We start from the raw sequence: 18277 nt of genomic DNA on the forward strand, positions 1-18277 counted from the left end.
AATTATTTGAGCTCTTTAGACCTTCTAAAGATAGAAATTATGAATCCAATTACCATAATGATAGTACCGCCCCAAAACAAATTGATATAAGGAAAAACAACTGCTTTCAAAACAATCCAATCTTTTTTATCCTCTTTTGGTTTTTGATAAATGGTTAATTCTAATTTGTCTTTTTTAGGAATTACATTAGTAAATCTCAACTTCAATCCAGCTTCGTCAACCCTTTTTCCAAAATCAAGTTTCGAATTTCCTTTAATTAAGAAAATAGGTTCGGTTTCTATTGTTTCAGAGCCTGTAACAACTTCCAGCTTCATACCAATCGCTACATCTTCTTTATTTAAAGGGATGTTTTGGATAGTAGCATTTCTGTTAATTGCTTTTACAATAACCCTGGATTCTCTCAATTTTATGGTATCTCCCACAGAAACTTCATGAGCTACAGGCTGTTCATAGTGATCATCTTCAGAATGGTCGCTATGCTCGTCATGAACATGCTCTTCTTCTTTTAACGGCACACTGCTTACATGTGTATATACATCATGAAAAAGATAATGTCTGGTATCTGGCGAAGCAATAATCTGTCTCATTTTAGCATTTTGCTGCGCATTAGGGTAAAGGTTGAAATTCTCTTTTACCTTACCATCCTTATCAAAAACCTTATAGTTAACCTTATAGTATGTATTTACACCTGATGTCGAATCTCCCAAATAAGTAACTGTATACTTATCCATTTTTATAGGGTCGTTCTTATATAAGATAATATTTTCTCTGGGGTTATTATTCTTTGCAAATTCATCTCCAAAGCCTATACCCGTATTATTCACAGATATAACATTGTTAGTTGCTGCTGCAATTAAAGCTCCTATCAACAATAATCCAAAACCTATATGTGCTATTGAAGACCCTGCCAGTTTCCACTTTCCTTTAACAGCCTCGCCCAACACTTTAGCGTTGCACAATATAGAAAACATAGCAGCCCAAACCAATAAAATATATCCAAGGTTATGATATACATCGGTAAAATAAACGATAATGGCCGATAGCAACAGAGACATTACCAACGAAACAGTAATACTAATAAAAAATTTCTTTGAGTCTGTTTTCTTATATTTCATAAACTGCGTAAACGCAGAAAGAATAGCCACTACCACAAAAAATGCCAATTGCCATTTATTATAATGCTGGATAACATCTGTGGGCGGAGCTATATCTGTACCAAATATTTTATTAAAAACAGGTATAGATGTTGTTGCTATAATTTGGATACAGGATACAGAAAGTACAATTGCTCCTATAAATAACCAAAACTCTCTAGAATAGGTATCTTCATCTTTTTTAGTGATTGGGAAGTTTTTCCAATTTTTCACAATAAGATAAACTGGAACAAGAGTAAACACAGCCATAAAGATCAACAGTTGTGTATCCATCCCTAAAGATGTAAATGCATGTACAGATGTTTCTCCTAAGATCCCACTTCTGGTAAGGAACGATGCATATAACACCAAAATAAAACTGATAACAATCAGAAATAACGAAGTAAAATAACTATGTCCTGTATTTTTATACGCGATTAAAACGTGAACACCAGCAATTAAAGTCAGCCACGGAATCACTGAAGCATTTTCTACAGGATCCCACGCCCAGAAACCACCAAAATTAAGCGCTTCATAGGCCCAGAATGAGCCCATAATAATACCCGCCCCTAAAACAACTACCGCAAATAAAGCCCAAGGTAATGCATAAGATACTAATTTCTGGTAACGCTTTTGCCAAACTCCTGCTATCGCATAAGCAAAAGGAACTATCATTGCAGCAAACCCTAAAAACAAGGTGGGTGGATGTATTACCATCCAATAGTTTTGTAAAAGCGGATTTAAGCCATTGCCATCTGCTATTAGCGATAAATAATCTGGTCTTGAAAAAATGGGTGCTTCTATCGCATTTCTTAATAGAATAAACGGAGATGATCCTATTTTGGCGCCAAAAATTTCTACACCCAAAAGCATTGAGCATATAAAAACCTGAGACAATGAAATAACTGTCATTACAGATGGTTCCCAGGTTTTAGATCTAAAGATTAAAACTATTCCTAATAAAGCCTGCCAAAAAGTCCATAACCAGAAACTTCCTTCCTGTCCTTCCCAAAAACTTGATATAATATAATACACTGGAAGCTGCGTAGAAGAATGCGCCCAGGCATAATGATATTCGAAATAGTGATTATAAATAATATAAAAAAGACATGAACCTATACCTATAATTGCTGCGAAATTAACAAAGAAACTTATACGGCCTATTTTAGCCCATGAATCGTCTTTATTTACCGTAGCAAAATAATAACTTAAAAAAGCCAGTAAAGATGCTCCGAAAGAAAGTATTATAAAGAATTGTCCTAACTTTCCAGGTAACAGGTGTTCACCTGCGTATTGTATATCCATTTAAAATTTAGAATTAACTTGTTGCTTTAACCTCTTTTATCTCAATCTTATCCTCCGTATATTTAGAAGGACATTTCATTAGAATTTTGTTTGCTTGGAAACTATTGCCTACCATTTGTCCTGTCAGTACAATCTGTTCTGAACGTTCGAAATCTTGTGGTTTGCTTCCTGCAAAAACAACTTTACATTCTTTCCCATCGTTGTCTTTCAGAAAAAAGGAAAAATAATTTGCGTCTACTTCTGGGTTGTAGACCATTTCTTTATCCAGTTGCAGTTTACCTACAACATGTAATTCTTTTTTTGTTTCAATAGCATCTGAGAAAGTGCCGTACGTACTGCTATCTGCATAAGTGCTTATTATTACACCCATAGCTACGGCTATCACAACCATCAGAATAATCGAACTCCTTTTCATATCTATGTATTAAAAGTTTAATTCTCACAAAAATACAAAACGATAAGCCTATGGAGTAATTATATCAAGAATGTTAGGTTAATTAGAATTATTCCAAATAACCTAAACCGTATGCTTCAATATTTTATAATAAAGTGTTTCTTCTTTAAATGGTTTCACTATATAATCATCTATACCAGCTTTTTGATATAAAAACTCATTAGATTCCATTGCATTAGCTGTTATAGCTATAATAGGAATTCGGGATTTCTTTCTGTCTTCCATTGCCCTGATTTCGGCAGTTAAACCTAATCCGTCCAAATTTGGCATCTGGATATCTGTTAAAAGCACATCATAGTCATTGTTTTTAAACAGCTCTAATGCCTCTAATCCATCTTTCGCCTCATCAAAATATACAGACCATTTATCAAAAATAACTTTCAGCAACATAATGTTCATCTTGTTATCATCAGCAACGAGCAAGCGTTTTCCAGCCAATAAAGAAACATCAATAGCATCCAATTTCTTACTTTTTTTAACAACTTTTGGACTTACTTTTCTAATACAATTCGTATAGGGTATTTCAAAAAAGAATCTCGATCCTTTACCCACTTCACTCTCAACACCTATAAATCCTTTCTGAGACTCTATAATTTTCTTACATATTGCTAAACCTAATCCTGTTCCATTGTGTCGATTTAAGTCGTTCTTATTAAGAATTTGAGTAAACTCATTAAACACCATATCAAAATTCTGCTTATCAATGCCTATTCCGGTATCTATCACTTCTGCTTTTAACACGCAGTCTTTTGTTAATTCTACATTTAAAGTAACAGATCCTTTTTTGGTAAATTTGATTGCATTGTTCACCAGATTAATAATAACCTGTTTCAGTCTGTATTCATCTCCCTCTAACTCTACGTCCTCTTCAAAATCACAATTCACAATCAAATCCAGTTTTTTATTATCTGCGTGAATTTTGAGCGTGGCTACAATATCGTCTATTGTTTTTCTGGGAAAAAATGGAAACGACTGGATACTTAGTTTACCTGTTTCTATTTTTGATAAATCCAAAATATCATTTACAATAGAAAGCAATATCTGAGAAGCTTTCTTTACTGAATCTAAATGGTCTTTTTGATTGGTAGAAAGTTCGCTATTCTCTAATTGTTCTGAAAAACCCAGAATTGAATTTAACGGCGTCCTGATTTCGTGACTCATCTGCGCCAGAAAATCTGTTTTTATCTTCGTTTGTCTTACTGCAAATTCCTTTGCCTGCTTTAATTTCTTTTCATTTTTAAATAACGACCATATGTTCAGAAAAATAATCAACACCAATAAAATACTTATAATAAGAACATATTCGTAAAAAGTTTCTATCACTGATAAGCTCTTCTTAGTTTCCTGATGTAACTTGGTAGTCTGTACATTCGGGTCTTCTAATGTTTTTAGCTCTTGAAATGCATCTTTTAGCTTCGTTAATAAAGTATTATTAGTTAAAAATAGCTCTGTTTCTTTCTTCTTTAAATCCTCGTGTATATTTACCAATCTGCTGATAGCACTTTTCAATACTGCATTATATTGCTTTATCCTTTCTGCATTCTTCAATCTATTCTCCTTCACCTCATCCATATTATCTGTAGAAGTACTTTCTTTTTTACTATCCACAGTTTTTAACGTATCAAACGTTAAATCTTTGTTTACAATAGCATCTTTAAGGCGGCCAAAAAGCTTTTTATTTTCTTTTACTGGAACAAAATTGGTATTTGTTGTAACATATACAGATTCAAGCCTGTTTATCTCTACAGGCAAAAGTCTCAATTTAATATCTCTGAGATTTACATTCTCATTTAATCTGGAAGAGAATACTATCAATGAATCATTTACAGTTCTTAAGTAAAGAAAAACCTTAGACCTGTCTACCTTTTGTTTCACTAGCTGATCTAATCCTACACCATCCTTTTGTTCTGTTAAGTTTAAATGAGTTTCTAAAGAATCTATTAAAGCTGAAAGCTCATTTAACGATAAGAGATAATTCTCATAATATACATCTGCCCTAGTTACAGCATATAATTGTAAGTTATTCTCTATACTTAACAACTTATATATACTGCTGTCTATTAAAGAAACATAAGAATTGTTTTTTTTCAACTCTACAAAATTCTCTTCAATCTTAGCAGCTGCATTTTTCCGCTTGGCCAAACTCACCAATAAGAATATCAGAATCAATGTTAATATCATCACAAGCAACCACCTATATACAGAAGAAAGTTTTTTCATATATTTTTAACCTACAAATATTATCACCAAAAACGTGAATTTATTCCCCTATTTTCTACATGAATGAGGAAAATAAAACCCAAAAGGCAAACCACCACAATTAATAAAACCACCATAGAAGCAAAATCTCAACTCTGTTTCTTAGAAGTTTTATGTTTTTATGCTAAAACATGCAACATTTATACCTAAATAATTACCGAATTAGAATTTAAGATGATATTTATTACTTTTAGAAAATGATAAAATTACACGCAATTGAAGCTGGATATTTCAAACTCGATGGCGGCGCTATGTTTGGCGTAGTTCCAAAATCCATATGGAACAAAAACAATCCTGCCGATGAAAACAATCTTTGCAACTGGGCTACAAGATGCCTGTTAGTTGAAGAACAAAACCGATTAATATTAATTGATACAGGATTGGGTGATAAACAGGACGAAAACTTCTTTAAACATTACTACAGAAATGGGAGCGATAGTTTATCCTCTTCTTTAAGGAAAATTGGTTTTCATGAAAAAGATATTACTGACGTTATACTTACACATTTGCACTTTGATCACGTTGGTGGCTCCGTAATCCGTAACGGCAACAAACTAGAACCTACTTTTAAAAACGCAATTTATTGGAGTAATAAAAAACATTGGAATTGGGCCATTAAACCTAACGCCAGAGAAAAAGCCTCTTTTTTGAAAGAGAACATATTACCCTTAACAGAAAATGGACAATTAAAATTTATAGAAGAAAAGGATGGAATCTCTTTTTCTGAAAACATCAAAATCAGGTTTGCATATGGACACACGGAAGCTATGATGCTTCCTCAGATTACTTTCAATGAAAAAACAATTTTATATATGGCTGATCTTATTCCTTCTATAGGTCATATTCCTATTCCCTACGTAATGTCTTACGACGTGTTTCCTATGAAAACAATGGACGAAAAAACACGCATCTTAGAAGAAGCAACAAAAAACGAATATGTGCTTTTCTTAGAACACGATCCAAAAAATGAATGCTGCACATTAAAAAATACCGAAAAAGGAATCAGATTGGATAAAACTTTCAGACTAAGTGAAATCTGACAAGACCGACACAAAGTCAGCTTTTTTAATTACAATGCAATTAACGTTTTTTAACAATCAATACAAAAAACACTATAAACCTATCCTACAATAGATTATAGACAAAAACCACAATTATCTACAAACTGACAGTTCTGCAATGGAACGATTATTGTTGCAATATAATAAAATTAAATTTAAATTTTTATAGAAAAAAGCCAACATTTTCAATCTTTCAACGTTATATACATTAAAAATAGTTAGCTTTGCAAACTTTATACGTCAGGAGTATATTTTATAAATAGATGAGACAACTCAAGATTACGCAATCAATCACCAACCGTGAATCACAATCGTTAGATAAGTATCTTCACGAAATTGGTAAAGTTGATCTAATTACAGCAGAAGAGGAAGTTATCCTCGCACAAAAAATCAGAGAAGGCGATCAAGCAGCCCTTGAACGCTTAACAAAAACAAATTTACGTTTCGTTGTTTCCGTAGCAAAACAATACCAAAATCAAGGATTAACCTTAGGAGATTTAATCAACGAAGGTAATCTAGGCCTCATCAAAGCCGCAAAAAGATTTGATGAAACTAAAGGTTTCAAATTCATTTCTTATGCTGTTTGGTGGATACGCCAATCTATCTTACAAGCCATAGCAGAGCAATCTCGTATCGTACGTTTGCCATTAAACCAAGTAGGTTCATTAAGTAAGATTAGTAAGGCGTTCTCTAAACTAGAGCAAGAATATGAAAGAGAGCCATCACCTGAAGAGCTGGCAGATATTTTAGAGACTACAGTTGATAAAATTTCTGACACCTTAAGTAATTCAGGCCGTCATGTGTCTATGGACGCTCCTTTCGTTCAAGGGGAAGAAAACACGCTGTTAGATGTTTTGGAAAATGATAATCCAAATACTGATAGTATGTTGATTGACGAATCTTTATCTGAAGAAATTAAACGCTCATTGTCTACATTGACAGAAAGAGAAAGAGAAATTATTGTATTATTCTTCGGTTTAGGTTCTAATCATCCTCTTTCTTTAGAAGAAATTGGAGAAAAGTTTAATTTAACCAGAGAACGTGTACGTCAGATTAAAGATAAAGCCTTACAAAGACTTCGTCACACATCCAGAAGTAAAATCTTAAAATCTTATTTAGGGTAAAACTTCAAAATAAAGAATAAAAAAGCCTGCTCTTTTGGAACAGGCTTTTTTGTTTACTTTTATATTTATCATTATGGTATATAACTTAAGAAGTGTTAATGATATCAGTGTAGAAAATCACTTTGATACTCTGGTCCAAACATCTGTTCTACCTATCAGCGACACCCCTATAAAGCCTCTTACATTTAGCTTATTTACAGTTTCTACTGTTATCTTACAGCTATAGGTTTTTCCACTTTTGGGATCATAAATAGTACCGTTTTCCAATACATTTTTACCTGTAGCGTTAAAATTATTTAAAATTTCGAGCCCTATAATTTCTCTATTTCTCAGGCTTTCAGATGGATTTTTCGTATCTTTTTTGGGTTTCCCATCTTCGCTTGGATTTTGTAACCAAACAATCTTACCGAAATAATTAGAACCTTTCTTAAATATCTCAATTTTGGCATCTTTTTGTGCGTTATACCAAATGCCAACAGCATCGTCAGCCTTTTGAGCAAACGCCAAACAACTAACGAAAACAAAAACCAATAAAATTGCTATCTTTTTCATAACGTATTTTTTATGTATTATAAATATAAGTATTATGCTTGCATAAAATATTATTTCCAACAAATATTTTATAAAACATAAAAACGCCAGACTTGTTTAAAATTGGATGCAGATACTGATATCTTTGTTTCCGTTATAGCCATTTTACATTTATAAGTTTGAATGTTTTTTTATAGATTTTTTACTCTCTGTACAATATTGCTTACCCAATTTACTGCAGTCTTTTCGCAAAGAGCCGTATTTGCAGCTAATGAACAAGAATGGACGAGCAACAATATTCCCGATAGTGTAAAAATATTACGAAGTATATACCTTATTGGAGATGCTGGAAAACTGGACGAAAATAATGCCTCCCCTACTTTAACTGCGTTAAAAAAAAAGCTATTAATAAACAGTAACAAACAGGATATTTTAATTTTTCTGGGAGACAATATCTATCCCAAGGGAATGCCTGACCAAAATAGCAGACAAAGAAAAGAAAAAGAAGCTGTTATGGATTTTCAGATACAAATTCAGGAAAAATTTAAAGGAAAAATATTTTTTATCCCAGGTAATCACGACTGGAAACAAGGCCTTAAATCCATTGATTTACAAAGAGATTATATAAACGATCATTTAAACAACGGAGCTTTTCTTCCTGAACCTCAAACTTACTTTACTCAGTTAGAGATTGACAACACCATGCTTCTTCTTTTTTTAGATTCCGAATCCTTAATCTCCAAAGAAAAAGTTGACACCGTAACATCCGAGCTCCAGAAAACATTTAAACAATATAAACACCATCATATTCTTATTGCTCAACACCATCCTTTATATTCGAATGGACCACATGGTGGATATTTCACTTTAAAAGATCATATATTCCCGCTAACAGCTATTTATAAAAATCTTTATATTCCACTTCCTTTATTAGGTTCGTTTTACCCCATACTGCGTCAACAAGGTTTATCTACACAGGACTTAAATAACCCTAAGTATACTGGTTTTGCTAAAACGTTGATTAACGAAATTAAACAATACCAAAACATTGTTGTAACCAGTGGCCACGAACATGCTTTGCAGCTTTTAAAAAAAGGAAAAATAAATCAGGTGGTTAGTGGAAGTAGTATTTACACAAGCAAAATATTCCCATCTAAAAATATCCTATTTGGTATAGGTGCTAATGGGTATGCCAGGTTAAATTATTACGAAAACGGACAGTGCTGGGTCGAATTTTATACTGTTACCAAAGAAACAAACAAGGCAGAGTTGGTCTACAGAAAGGCCTTATATGCTCTCCCTACAAACAATGTAGATCTAAAAATTGAAAAAGCATTCAACTATGCCGATTCTACAAAAATCATTGCCGTTGGTAAAAAATACAAAGCCTCAAAATCCAAAGCCAAATTTTTGGGAAAACATTACAGAAAAAGCTGGGTAACTCCAGTAGAAGTTCCGTTTTTAGATTTAACCAGAGCACAAGGCGGATTAAAACCCCTAAACCGTTCAGAAAATACGCTTACACTTCAAAACGAAAAAGGAAAAAACTTCAGATTTAGTATTATCAACAATAATCCTTATGATTTACTTCCTTCTGGATTTGATGCTACCATAGTCAAAGAACTTATGGACGACCAGGCTTCAACTTCTTACCCTTTTGGGAGTATTATTGTCGACTATCTTTCCAAAAAAGCAAAAATAGACTCTTTAGATAGTCATGTTTTTTATCTTCCACCCAGCAAAATCTTAGGAGAATATTTATCTGACTTTGGAGGTAAAGTAGGTATCCTTCAGCATGAAATAGATTCCACAAAACTTTTAAGTACACACCAACTTTACACCGAACTCGAAAGCTCACAGGAGAACGTCGTTAACCAACAGCTTTTTCTAAAACATCGTTTATTCGATCTTTTAATAGGTGATTTTAATCGCGGAGAAGACGAATGGTTATGGGAAGCTGAAAAACAAGGAAAGAAAACAATATATCATCCCGTTAATAAATACAGAAAGCAGTTTTTCACAAAAATAGATGGCTATATTCCTTTAGCGCTTAAAAATCTGGCTCCTGAAATCAGGCATTTTGGAAATAAAATAAAAAAGCCTAAAAATCTATCCATTATGGCCAGAAACCTTGACAGAAACTTGTTAAATCAGCTTTCGGAAGAAATATGGATTGCTACTGCGGACTCTTTAAAGAATCTCCTCACAGACGATATTATTAGACAAGCGGTAACTAATGTCCCTAAAAACTCTTATGATATAGACGGAGAAGAACTTATCCAAAAACTCATCATTCGTAAAAATAGCTTAACTCAGGTTGCTCGCAAATATTACCGTATATTATCTAGAAATGTAAGAGTTATTGGAACAAAAAACGATGACATTTTTCTGGCTTTTAGAACTCCAAAAGGAACCGAACTAAATTTAATCGATACTCAGAAAGAAACCAAGAGTTTTAACAGAATCTTCTTAAATAAAGAAACCAAAAGCTTAACATTATACGGACTTGACGGCAACGATTCGTTATTTATAAATGGAAACACAAAGTCAAGACCAATCAAAATAAGATTTGTTGGTGGTAATGGAAATGATTATTTGGAAAACTCCAGTAATCAAAAACGGGTACTTTTTTATGATGATGATAAAACACGTTCTCCCAACAACAAAAATTCAAAACTCATATTCAATAATCAGCCCTGGATAAATGATTTTAATAGAAACGATTTCATTTACAATAAAGTGGGTTTTTCACCCAATGCCATGATCTATAATATGAGAGATTTTGCCAGCGCAGGTTTTACCCACAACATTAAACTTCATGGTTTTAGAAAATATCCATATGCTTTTGCCCAAACTGTAAGTGTTTTACTCGCTCCAGTAAGCGGTGCCTTAGAAGTAAAATACTTAACCTCATTCTATTCGTTATTTTCCTATAACTACGACCTCATACTTGCCGGTCGGTATATGGGTCCTGCCTACGATTTTAATTTCTATGGTTTAGGTAATGACACAGAAAACACTGGAAACATGAAATATTACCAGATAAGATCAAAAACAGCGTTCTTTAATACTTACTTTCAAAAGAGGGTAAATAATCATATATCTATTGGTATTGGTCCAGGTTTCGAGTATTTTAATATACTTAAACAAGATTCGCTACATTACCTTAACTCTTCTGTACAGCGTTCTCCATCTTACGATTGGTTTCTAAAGCTAGATTCTTACTTTAATTTTGATTATAGTGACGATAATCTTTCTCCAAAAAATGGTTGGATCTGGAGCAACGGCATTAGTTATTTTAAATCATGGCAAAACCAAGCTAATCATGTTAATATAAAATCAGATTTCAGGGCTTATTTAACACCTTTAGAACAACTTCCCGTCACATTAGCTATAAGGTTAGGGGGGGCAAAAAATTTCGGAAATTATAATTTTTATCATGCAAATTCACTGGGCAGTATATCCTATCTCAGGGGATATCGCTCCGAAAGATTTTCAGGAGATGCTGCCCTGTATAGTAATGCAGAGTTAAGGTCTAAACTTACCAAATTGAGAAGCAGATTAATTGCTGGTGATATGGGTTTCTATAGTTTTTATGATGTGGGAAGAGTATTCTACCAAAAATCAGAAAACAACACCTGGCATAAAGCTTATGGCCCTGGAATATGGGTAAACTTATTCGATAATCTCATCCTTACTTTGGGTTACGGTATCTCTAAAGATGATAAAGTATTTTCTTTTGATACAAAATTCAGATTTTAAAACAAATTGAGAAAATTTTATATTTAAATATATAAACACCTTGAAATATTTATGAAAGCACTACCTATTACCGTTATCCGATCTATTGAACTGCTAGGACTGGTTTTATTAATTACAGTTTTATATGTAGGCAGCAGTATTATTATGCCTGTGCTTCTTTCCTTTTTTATAAGCATTATGCTTTTACCTGTTTATAGGTTTTTCAGGAAAAGGAAAATACCCGAAATCATGTCCATTATACTACCTATATTGCTTTTAGCTTTGTTTTTGGCAGTTTTAGTTTGGTTTTTCTCTTCCCAGATAAGTGTACTTATCAGTGAATTTGATCAGATTAAAAAAAATGTGGGTATGCATTTAGAAAAATTGAGTAAGTGGATAGAAAGTAGTTTCAATTACTCTGCAACAGAACAAACCAAATTTATTAACGAACAAAGTAACAACATACTTAATTCTTTAGGAAATATTCTTGGAGGTGCTATGGGGTCTTTCTCTAACTTTATCATTTTCTTTGGCTTATTACCTATTTATATTTTCCTGATGTTGTTTTACAAAAATCTTTTTCTAAAATTTATTTTCACCTGGTTTAGAAAAGAAGATCACGAAAAGGTAAAAGAAGGATTAAAGGAATCTGAAGAAATCATTAAAAGTTACCTATTAGGTTTACTCATACAAATTACCTACATGACTATCTTACTGGGTGGTTTGCTACTTATTTTAGGCATTAAACACGCTTTACTTATTGGAGTTATATTTGCAATACTTAATTTAATCCCTTATATAGGGGCTCTCTTTGGAAATATCATTGGTGTTTTACTTACACTCTCATCTTCTCAAGAATTATCTTCCGTATTTACGGTACTTATTGTAATTGCCATCGTTCAATTTTTGGATAATAACATACTCATGCCCAGAATTGTAGGTTCTAAAGTAAAAATAAACGCTTTTGCTGCAATTATTGGAGTGGTTATAGGCGGAAGTGTGGCCGGGATATCCGGAATGTTTCTGGCTTTGCCCATGATAGCTGTTTTTAAAATAATTTTTGATCGCACAGAAACATTAAAACATTGGGGTGTATTACTGGCAGACGAAAGACCAAAGGACGGAGAAAATATGATATAAATAAAAGAGGGAATCCGATTAGGCTACAATATTATCAGCTTTCTAAGCAAACAATAAAAGTCCTTCGGGTTCCCTCCTCTTTACCTCAAGTAAATAACTTTTATCTAACTAAATAGATATTATTATTTATTAGGCTGAGGCGTCATTCTTAAATATGGTTTTATCTCTTTAAAACCTTTAGGGAATTTTGCTGGAATATCCTCAGTTTTAATCGCAGGAGCAACAACAACATCCTCTCCCTCTTTCCAATCTACCGGAGTTGCTACACTATATTCTGCTGTTAATTGTAGAGAATCAATAACTCTTAAGATTTCCTGAAAGTTTCTTCCTGTTGAAGCCGGATAAGTAATAATCAATTTTACAGTTTTGTCTGGCGCAATAATAAATAAAGATCTTACAGTGAAAGTAGCAGAAGCATTAGGGTGAATCATATCATAAGCTTCAGAGATTTTTTTGTCCTCATCTGCAATAATAGGAAAGTCCACTTCTACATTTTGTGTTTCATTAATATCTTTTATCCAACCTCTATGAGATTCCGCAGAATCAACACTTAATGCTAAAACTTTAACGTTTCTCTTTTTAAACTCGTCACTCAAAGCAGCCGTTCTACCTAATTCTGTAGTACAAACTGGAGTGTAATCTGCTGGATGCGAAAACAAAACGCCCCAACTATCTCCCAAAAACTCGTAGAAATCTACTTCTCCTTCTGAAGTCTGAGCTTTAAAATTTGGAGCTATATCACCTAATCTTAACATAGTTTTATGATTTAAAGTAAAACAATATTGTTTATCTACTAAATTAGTAGACATTATCTTAAATTCAAAATAAAAATCTTGTTTTGACAAGATTAAAACAAAAAGGTCTGGAATTCACCAGACCTTTTTTCTCCTAAAACGGAAATTGTTAATTTATCTTATTTAACTGTATCAACAATTGCTTTGAAAGCTTCTGGATGATTCATTGCTAAATCAGCCAATACTTTTCTGTTCAAATCAATGTTTTTAGCAGCTAATTTACCCATTAACTGAGAATAAGAAATTCCATGTTCACGAGCACCAGCATTGATACGTTGTATCCATAATGCTCTAAACTCTCTTTTCTTAACTTTTCTGTCTCTGTATGCATATTGCAAACCTTTTTCGACAGTATTTTTAGCAATAGTATAAACCTTGCTTCTTGATCCCCAGTAGCCTTTAGCTAAATCAAGGATTTTTTTTCTTCTTCTTCTTGACGCAACTGCGTTAACCGAACGTGGCATAATTTTGAATTTTTAGTAAGCGGTGATCCTTTTCAGATTCTTTAAACCGAGTACTTGGTTAATTAATAGATTACTTTCCTAAACAAAGCATAAACTTAACGTTACCCATATCTGCTTCGTGAACGTAAGTAGTATGAGTTAAGTTACGTTTTTGTTTCGTAGTTTTCTTAGTAAGAATGTGGCTTTTGTAAGCACTTTTTCTTTTGACTTTACCTGTTCCAGTAAGCGAGAAACGCTTTTTAGCACTGGAATTGGTTTTCATTTTTGGCATAACTATGCTTTTTAATTTAACCTGAATTTATTTTTTTACTGTTTTAGGAGCTACTGTTAAGAACATTCTCTTTCCCTCTAACTTTGGTAAAAGTTCTACTTTACCGTAGTCTTCCAAAGCTTGGGCAAACTTCAACAACAAGATCTCACCTTGTTCTTTGTATACGATAGCTCTACCTTTGAAATGCACATAGGCTCTCACCTTTTCACCTGCTTCCAAAAAGCTTATCGCATGTTTCAGCTTAAACTGATAATCATGATCACTGGTATTTGGACCAAAACGTATTTCCTTAATAACAGTTTGTTTAGCATTCGCTTTAATTTCTTTAAGCTTCTTTTTCTGCTCGTAAATAAACTTGTTATAATCAATAATCCTACATACAGGCGGATTAGCATTGGGAGAGATTTCTACAAGATCCAATTCTTGTTCTTCAGCCATAGCTAACGCTTGTTCGATAGGGTAAACACCCTGTTCTATTCCATCTCCTACAACCCTTACTTCCTTAGCTCTAATTCTCCTGTTGATATTATGAGCAGGCTCTGTACTTCTTCTTTTATTATTGTTCGGATTCAACTTTGGTTTTATAATATTCCTCCAGTCTTGTTATTTAATCTTTATTTCGTTTAGAAGAAATTCATTAAATTCTTCTATTGTCATGCTACCTTTATCTCCTTCGCCGTGCTTACGTACAGAAACCATGCCATCTTGCATTTCTTTCTCCCCAATAATTAACATATAAGGGATTTTTTTCATTTCGGCATCACGTATCTTTCTTCCGATTTTCTCGTCACGTAAGTCAATCAAGCCGCGAATATCGGAATTATTTAGCGAATCCAAAACTTTTTTCCCATATTCCTCGAATTTTTCAGAAATAGGAAGGATCGTAAATTGCTCTGGTGTAAGCCATAACGGAAAGTTACCACCACAGTGCTCTATCAATACAGCAACAAACCTTTCTAATGAGCCAAAAGGTGCTCTGTGTATCATTACAGGCCTGTGTTTTTGGTTGTCACTGCCTGTATATTCCAACTCAAAACGTTCCGGCAAATTGTAATCTACCTGTATAGTTCCCAATTGCCATTTACGTCCCAAGGCATCTTTCACCATAAAGTCTAATTTAGGCCCGTAGAATGCGGCTTCGCCTGTTTCTACTACAGTCGGCAAGCCTTTTTCTGCAGCAGCTTCAACTATAGCAGCCTCCGCTAACGCCCAATTTTCATCAGACCCAATATATTTTGTTTTGTTTTCCGGATCTCTTAATGATACCTGCGCTATATAATCATCAAAACCTAAAGCTTTAAATACGTATAACACTAGGTCTATAACTTTCTTAAACTCTTCTTTCACCTGATCAGGGCGACAAAACAAGTGGGCATCGTCCTGAGTGAATCCTCTTACACGAGTTAATCCATGTAATTCTCCACTTTGCTCATAGCGGTAAACGGTACCAAATTCTGCCAATCTTACCGGTAAATCTTTGTACGATCTTGGTTTTGATTTATAGATTTCGCAATGGTGCGGACAGTTCATCGGTTTCAGGAAAAACTCTTCACCTTCTTGGGGAGTTCTTATCGGTTGAAAAGAATCTGCTCCGTATTTATCGTAATGTCCTGAAGTGATATATAAATTTTTATGGCCAATGTGTGGAGTGATTACCTGATCGTAACCAGCCTTCTGTTGTGCTTTTTGCAAAAAATTAACCAAACGCTCTCTCAAAGCGGTTCCTTTAGGTAACCAAAGTGGTAAACCTAAACCTACACGCTCAGAAAAAGTAAACAATTCCAGCTCTTTCCCTAATTTCCTATGATCACGCTTTTTAGCTTCTTCAATACGTTGAAGATACTCTGTAAGCTCACTTTGCTTAGGGTAAGTTACACCATAAATACGTGTCAGCTGTTTTCTTGACTCATCACCTCTCCAATAGGCACCAGCAACATTAGTCAATTTCACAGCTTTTATAAAACCTGTATGCGGAATGTGCGGTCCACGACATAAATCGGTAAAACTACCTTGTGTATAAAAGGTAATTTTGCCATCCTCCAGATCTTTAATCAAATCCAGCTTATATTCGTCGCCTTTATCTGTAAAATAAGATAGTGCATCTGATTTAGAAACTGCTTTTCTTTCGAAAACTTCTTTTGTTTTCGCCAGTTCAAGCATTTTATCCTCTATTTTCTTAAAATCATCAGATGAAAATTCACGATCACCAAAATCTACATCGTAGTAAAATCCTGTTTCAATAGCAGGTCCAATACCAAATTTGGTTCTCGGATAAAGTATTTCTAAGGCTTCCGCCAGTAAGTGTGCTGATGAATGCCAGAAGGTTGATTTTCCGTTATCATCATTCCAGGTCAACAATTTAACCGAAGCATCTTTCTCTATTGGTCTTGACGAATCCCATATTTCTCCGTCAACTTCTGCTGCTAATACGTTTCTGGCTAAACCTTCCGATATGGAAAGGGCTATTTGATATGCGTTGGTTCCTTTTTCATATTCCCTTACAGAACCATCGGGAAGTGTAATTTTAATCATTTACAACATGATTTTAGTTTAAAAATATTATTTGCTTTTGATACACTTATACAAGTAAGTGCTTTTGCGCAAAAATAACAGTTTTAACGAGACTTCATGTTAAGTAAATCTAATATTTATAAAAAGCTTGACGATATCATCAGGCTTTTTATAATTTCCTCATCAATTCTTGCGATTTTAAATACAAATCCGACTCCTGGCCTATTTTATTTAACCAGTTTTTAGCTTCCTCTTTATTTTTCTCTTTGATATAAACCAATGCCATGTAGTAAGCCGCTTCTTCTTTAAATAAGGACTCTCCTTCATATACTTCATTCAAAGCTTTTTTAGCATCATTTAACTCTCCGGTATTAATTAATGAGACACCATAATAAAATTTCAGCATATCATTCTGACCATCTTCATTCAATAATTTATGCAATTTTGACTTGGCTACTCCATAATCTTTGGCATTAAAGGCATTAGTCGCCTCCAGCAATAATTTATCCTGAGCTTCTCCCCTCACTTCTACAGAAACCATCTTAGCATCAAAATATTTATCATAATTATTAAACTGATTCCATGGTGCCCAAATAAATAGTGCTAATAAAACCACCGCAGCAGCATAATAATATTTCCTGAAACTGATTTTATACACAGGTGTTTCTGCTTTTTTAGAAAAATATTCCTGATTATAACTTTTCAAGGTATTTCTAAAAGCCGTATCAGCAGCACTATTCTGATTAAGTTCAGCTTTTAAAGAGCTTCCTATTTTCTGGTAGAGCTCCATATCAGCATAAAGTTGTGCATCAGTTTCTAATGCCAATTCAAAATCTTTTTTTTCCTGATCATCCATTTCATTCTCAACATAACGGATGATGTCTTCCATGCTAAACCTGTTCATCGTTCTTTTTAATTTCAGATTTTACCATTTGTATCAACCCGGCAATACATTCAGATTTTTTCTTTCTGAGATAGCCATAAGTGACACCTAATTGCTGAGCTATTTTTTCCTGATGTTCATTGGTCAATGCAAGATTAATAATCTCTTTACATCTTTCCGACAACTTTTCAAACACGCTTAGATAAAGCTTACTTTGGGCCTCTTCCTCTAAAAGCTTGTCTGCCAACTGGAAAACATCCTCACCAATTGATAATAAATCTTCTTCATTATTTGTTACCTGCACAGTTGATTTTTTCTTTAAATGGTTTAACCACTTACGCTTGCATATCAACAGAAAAAAAGGTTCGAACGGACAAGTGAGAACTAGATTTTTATATTTAGCCTGATTATAAACATCTATTAAAGACTCCTGAAATATATCTCCTGCATCATCTTCCGTACCGCTATTGTTAAGCACATATCTCTTTACTTTGGCAGAAAAACGAGAGTATATTTTCTGGATAACCTTATGGTCATTCTCCAATAGCCCAATGATATAATATTGATCTTCGTGTTGCACTACCAATTTGTTTAAAATCCGAAGGT

At 33.6% G+C, this 18277-nt stretch carries 15 protein-coding genes; 4 read left to right on the plus strand and 11 right to left on the minus strand.

The window, feature by feature from the left end:
- Positions 1-2: 2 nt before the first annotated feature.
- The 3 genes from ACFSAH_RS19450 to ACFSAH_RS19460 form a co-directional block, all read right to left on the minus strand.
- Complete coding sequence (locus tag ACFSAH_RS19450) at positions 3-2438, minus strand: heme lyase CcmF/NrfE family subunit (RefSeq protein WP_379664377.1); 2436 nt, start codon at positions 2436-2438, stop codon at positions 3-5.
- A gap of 13 nt (positions 2439-2451) precedes the next feature.
- Entirely contained in the window at positions 2452-2853 is a 402-nt protein-coding gene (locus ACFSAH_RS19455; protein ID WP_379664378.1) for a cytochrome c maturation protein CcmE domain-containing protein, read from the minus strand.
- A 102-nt stretch (positions 2854-2955) separates the two neighbouring features.
- Positions 2956-5112, minus strand: a complete 2157-nt coding sequence (locus ACFSAH_RS19460; RefSeq protein ID WP_379664379.1) for an ATP-binding protein — start codon at positions 5110-5112, stop codon at positions 2956-2958.
- A 239-nt stretch (positions 5113-5351) separates the two neighbouring features.
- Here ACFSAH_RS19460 and ACFSAH_RS19465 point away from each other — a divergent pair, with 239 nt between their 5' ends.
- A complete protein-coding gene (locus ACFSAH_RS19465) occupies positions 5352-6191 on the plus strand; it encodes an MBL fold metallo-hydrolase (protein ID WP_379664452.1) in 840 nt (279 codons plus the stop codon).
- Between the two features lie 284 nt (positions 6192-6475).
- The gene (locus ACFSAH_RS19470) at positions 6476-7336 is read left to right on the plus strand and encodes a sigma-70 family RNA polymerase sigma factor (RefSeq protein ID WP_013631522.1); all 861 of its coding nucleotides are present in this window, start codon (positions 6476-6478) and stop codon (positions 7334-7336) included.
- Between the two features lie 117 nt (positions 7337-7453).
- Here the strand turns inward: ACFSAH_RS19470 and ACFSAH_RS19475 are convergent, their stop codons facing one another.
- Entirely contained in the window at positions 7454-7888 is a 435-nt protein-coding gene (locus tag ACFSAH_RS19475; RefSeq protein WP_379664380.1) for a DUF2147 domain-containing protein, read from the minus strand.
- A gap of 198 nt (positions 7889-8086) precedes the next feature.
- Here ACFSAH_RS19475 and ACFSAH_RS19480 point away from each other — a divergent pair, with 198 nt between their 5' ends.
- Positions 8087-11629: a metallophosphoesterase gene (locus ACFSAH_RS19480; RefSeq protein WP_379664381.1), complete on the plus strand. Its 3543-nt coding sequence runs from the start codon at positions 8087-8089 to the stop codon at positions 11627-11629.
- A gap of 51 nt (positions 11630-11680) precedes the next feature.
- A complete protein-coding gene (locus tag ACFSAH_RS19485; protein WP_379664382.1) occupies positions 11681-12748 on the plus strand; it encodes an AI-2E family transporter in 1068 nt (355 codons plus the stop codon).
- A 122-nt stretch (positions 12749-12870) separates the two neighbouring features.
- Here ACFSAH_RS19485 and ACFSAH_RS19490 read toward each other — a convergent pair whose 3' ends face one another.
- The 7 genes from ACFSAH_RS19490 to ACFSAH_RS19520 form a co-directional block, all read right to left on the minus strand.
- The gene (locus ACFSAH_RS19490; protein WP_379664383.1) at positions 12871-13503 is read right to left on the minus strand and encodes a peroxiredoxin; all 633 of its coding nucleotides are present in this window, start codon (positions 13501-13503) and stop codon (positions 12871-12873) included.
- Positions 13504-13661: 158 nt separating this feature from the next.
- Complete coding sequence (gene rplT, locus ACFSAH_RS19495; RefSeq protein ID WP_379664384.1) at positions 13662-14006, minus strand: 50S ribosomal protein L20; 345 nt, start codon at positions 14004-14006, stop codon at positions 13662-13664.
- A gap of 70 nt (positions 14007-14076) precedes the next feature.
- A complete protein-coding gene (gene rpmI / locus ACFSAH_RS19500; RefSeq protein ID WP_379664385.1) occupies positions 14077-14277 on the minus strand; it encodes a 50S ribosomal protein L35 in 201 nt (66 codons plus the stop codon).
- 27 nt (positions 14278-14304) lie between these two features.
- Entirely contained in the window at positions 14305-14850 is a 546-nt protein-coding gene (gene infC, locus ACFSAH_RS19505; protein ID WP_379664386.1) for a translation initiation factor IF-3, read from the minus strand.
- A 30-nt stretch (positions 14851-14880) separates the two neighbouring features.
- Positions 14881-16809, minus strand: a complete 1929-nt coding sequence (gene thrS, locus ACFSAH_RS19510; protein WP_379664387.1) for a threonine--tRNA ligase — start codon at positions 16807-16809, stop codon at positions 14881-14883.
- A gap of 148 nt (positions 16810-16957) precedes the next feature.
- Entirely contained in the window at positions 16958-17692 is a 735-nt protein-coding gene (locus tag ACFSAH_RS19515) for a hypothetical protein (protein ID WP_379664388.1), read from the minus strand.
- On the minus strand, positions 17679-18251 hold the full coding sequence (locus ACFSAH_RS19520; protein ID WP_379664389.1) for an RNA polymerase sigma factor: 573 nt from the start codon (positions 18249-18251) through the stop codon (positions 17679-17681). Before ACFSAH_RS19520 ends, ACFSAH_RS19515 begins: the two co-directional genes overlap by 14 nt.
- Positions 18252-18277: the final 26 nt, after the last annotated feature.

Origin of the sequence: Pseudopedobacter beijingensis (genome assembly GCF_042678145.1) — a bacterium.
Classification (GTDB): Bacteria; Bacteroidota; Bacteroidia; order Sphingobacteriales; family Sphingobacteriaceae; genus Pseudopedobacter; species Pseudopedobacter beijingensis.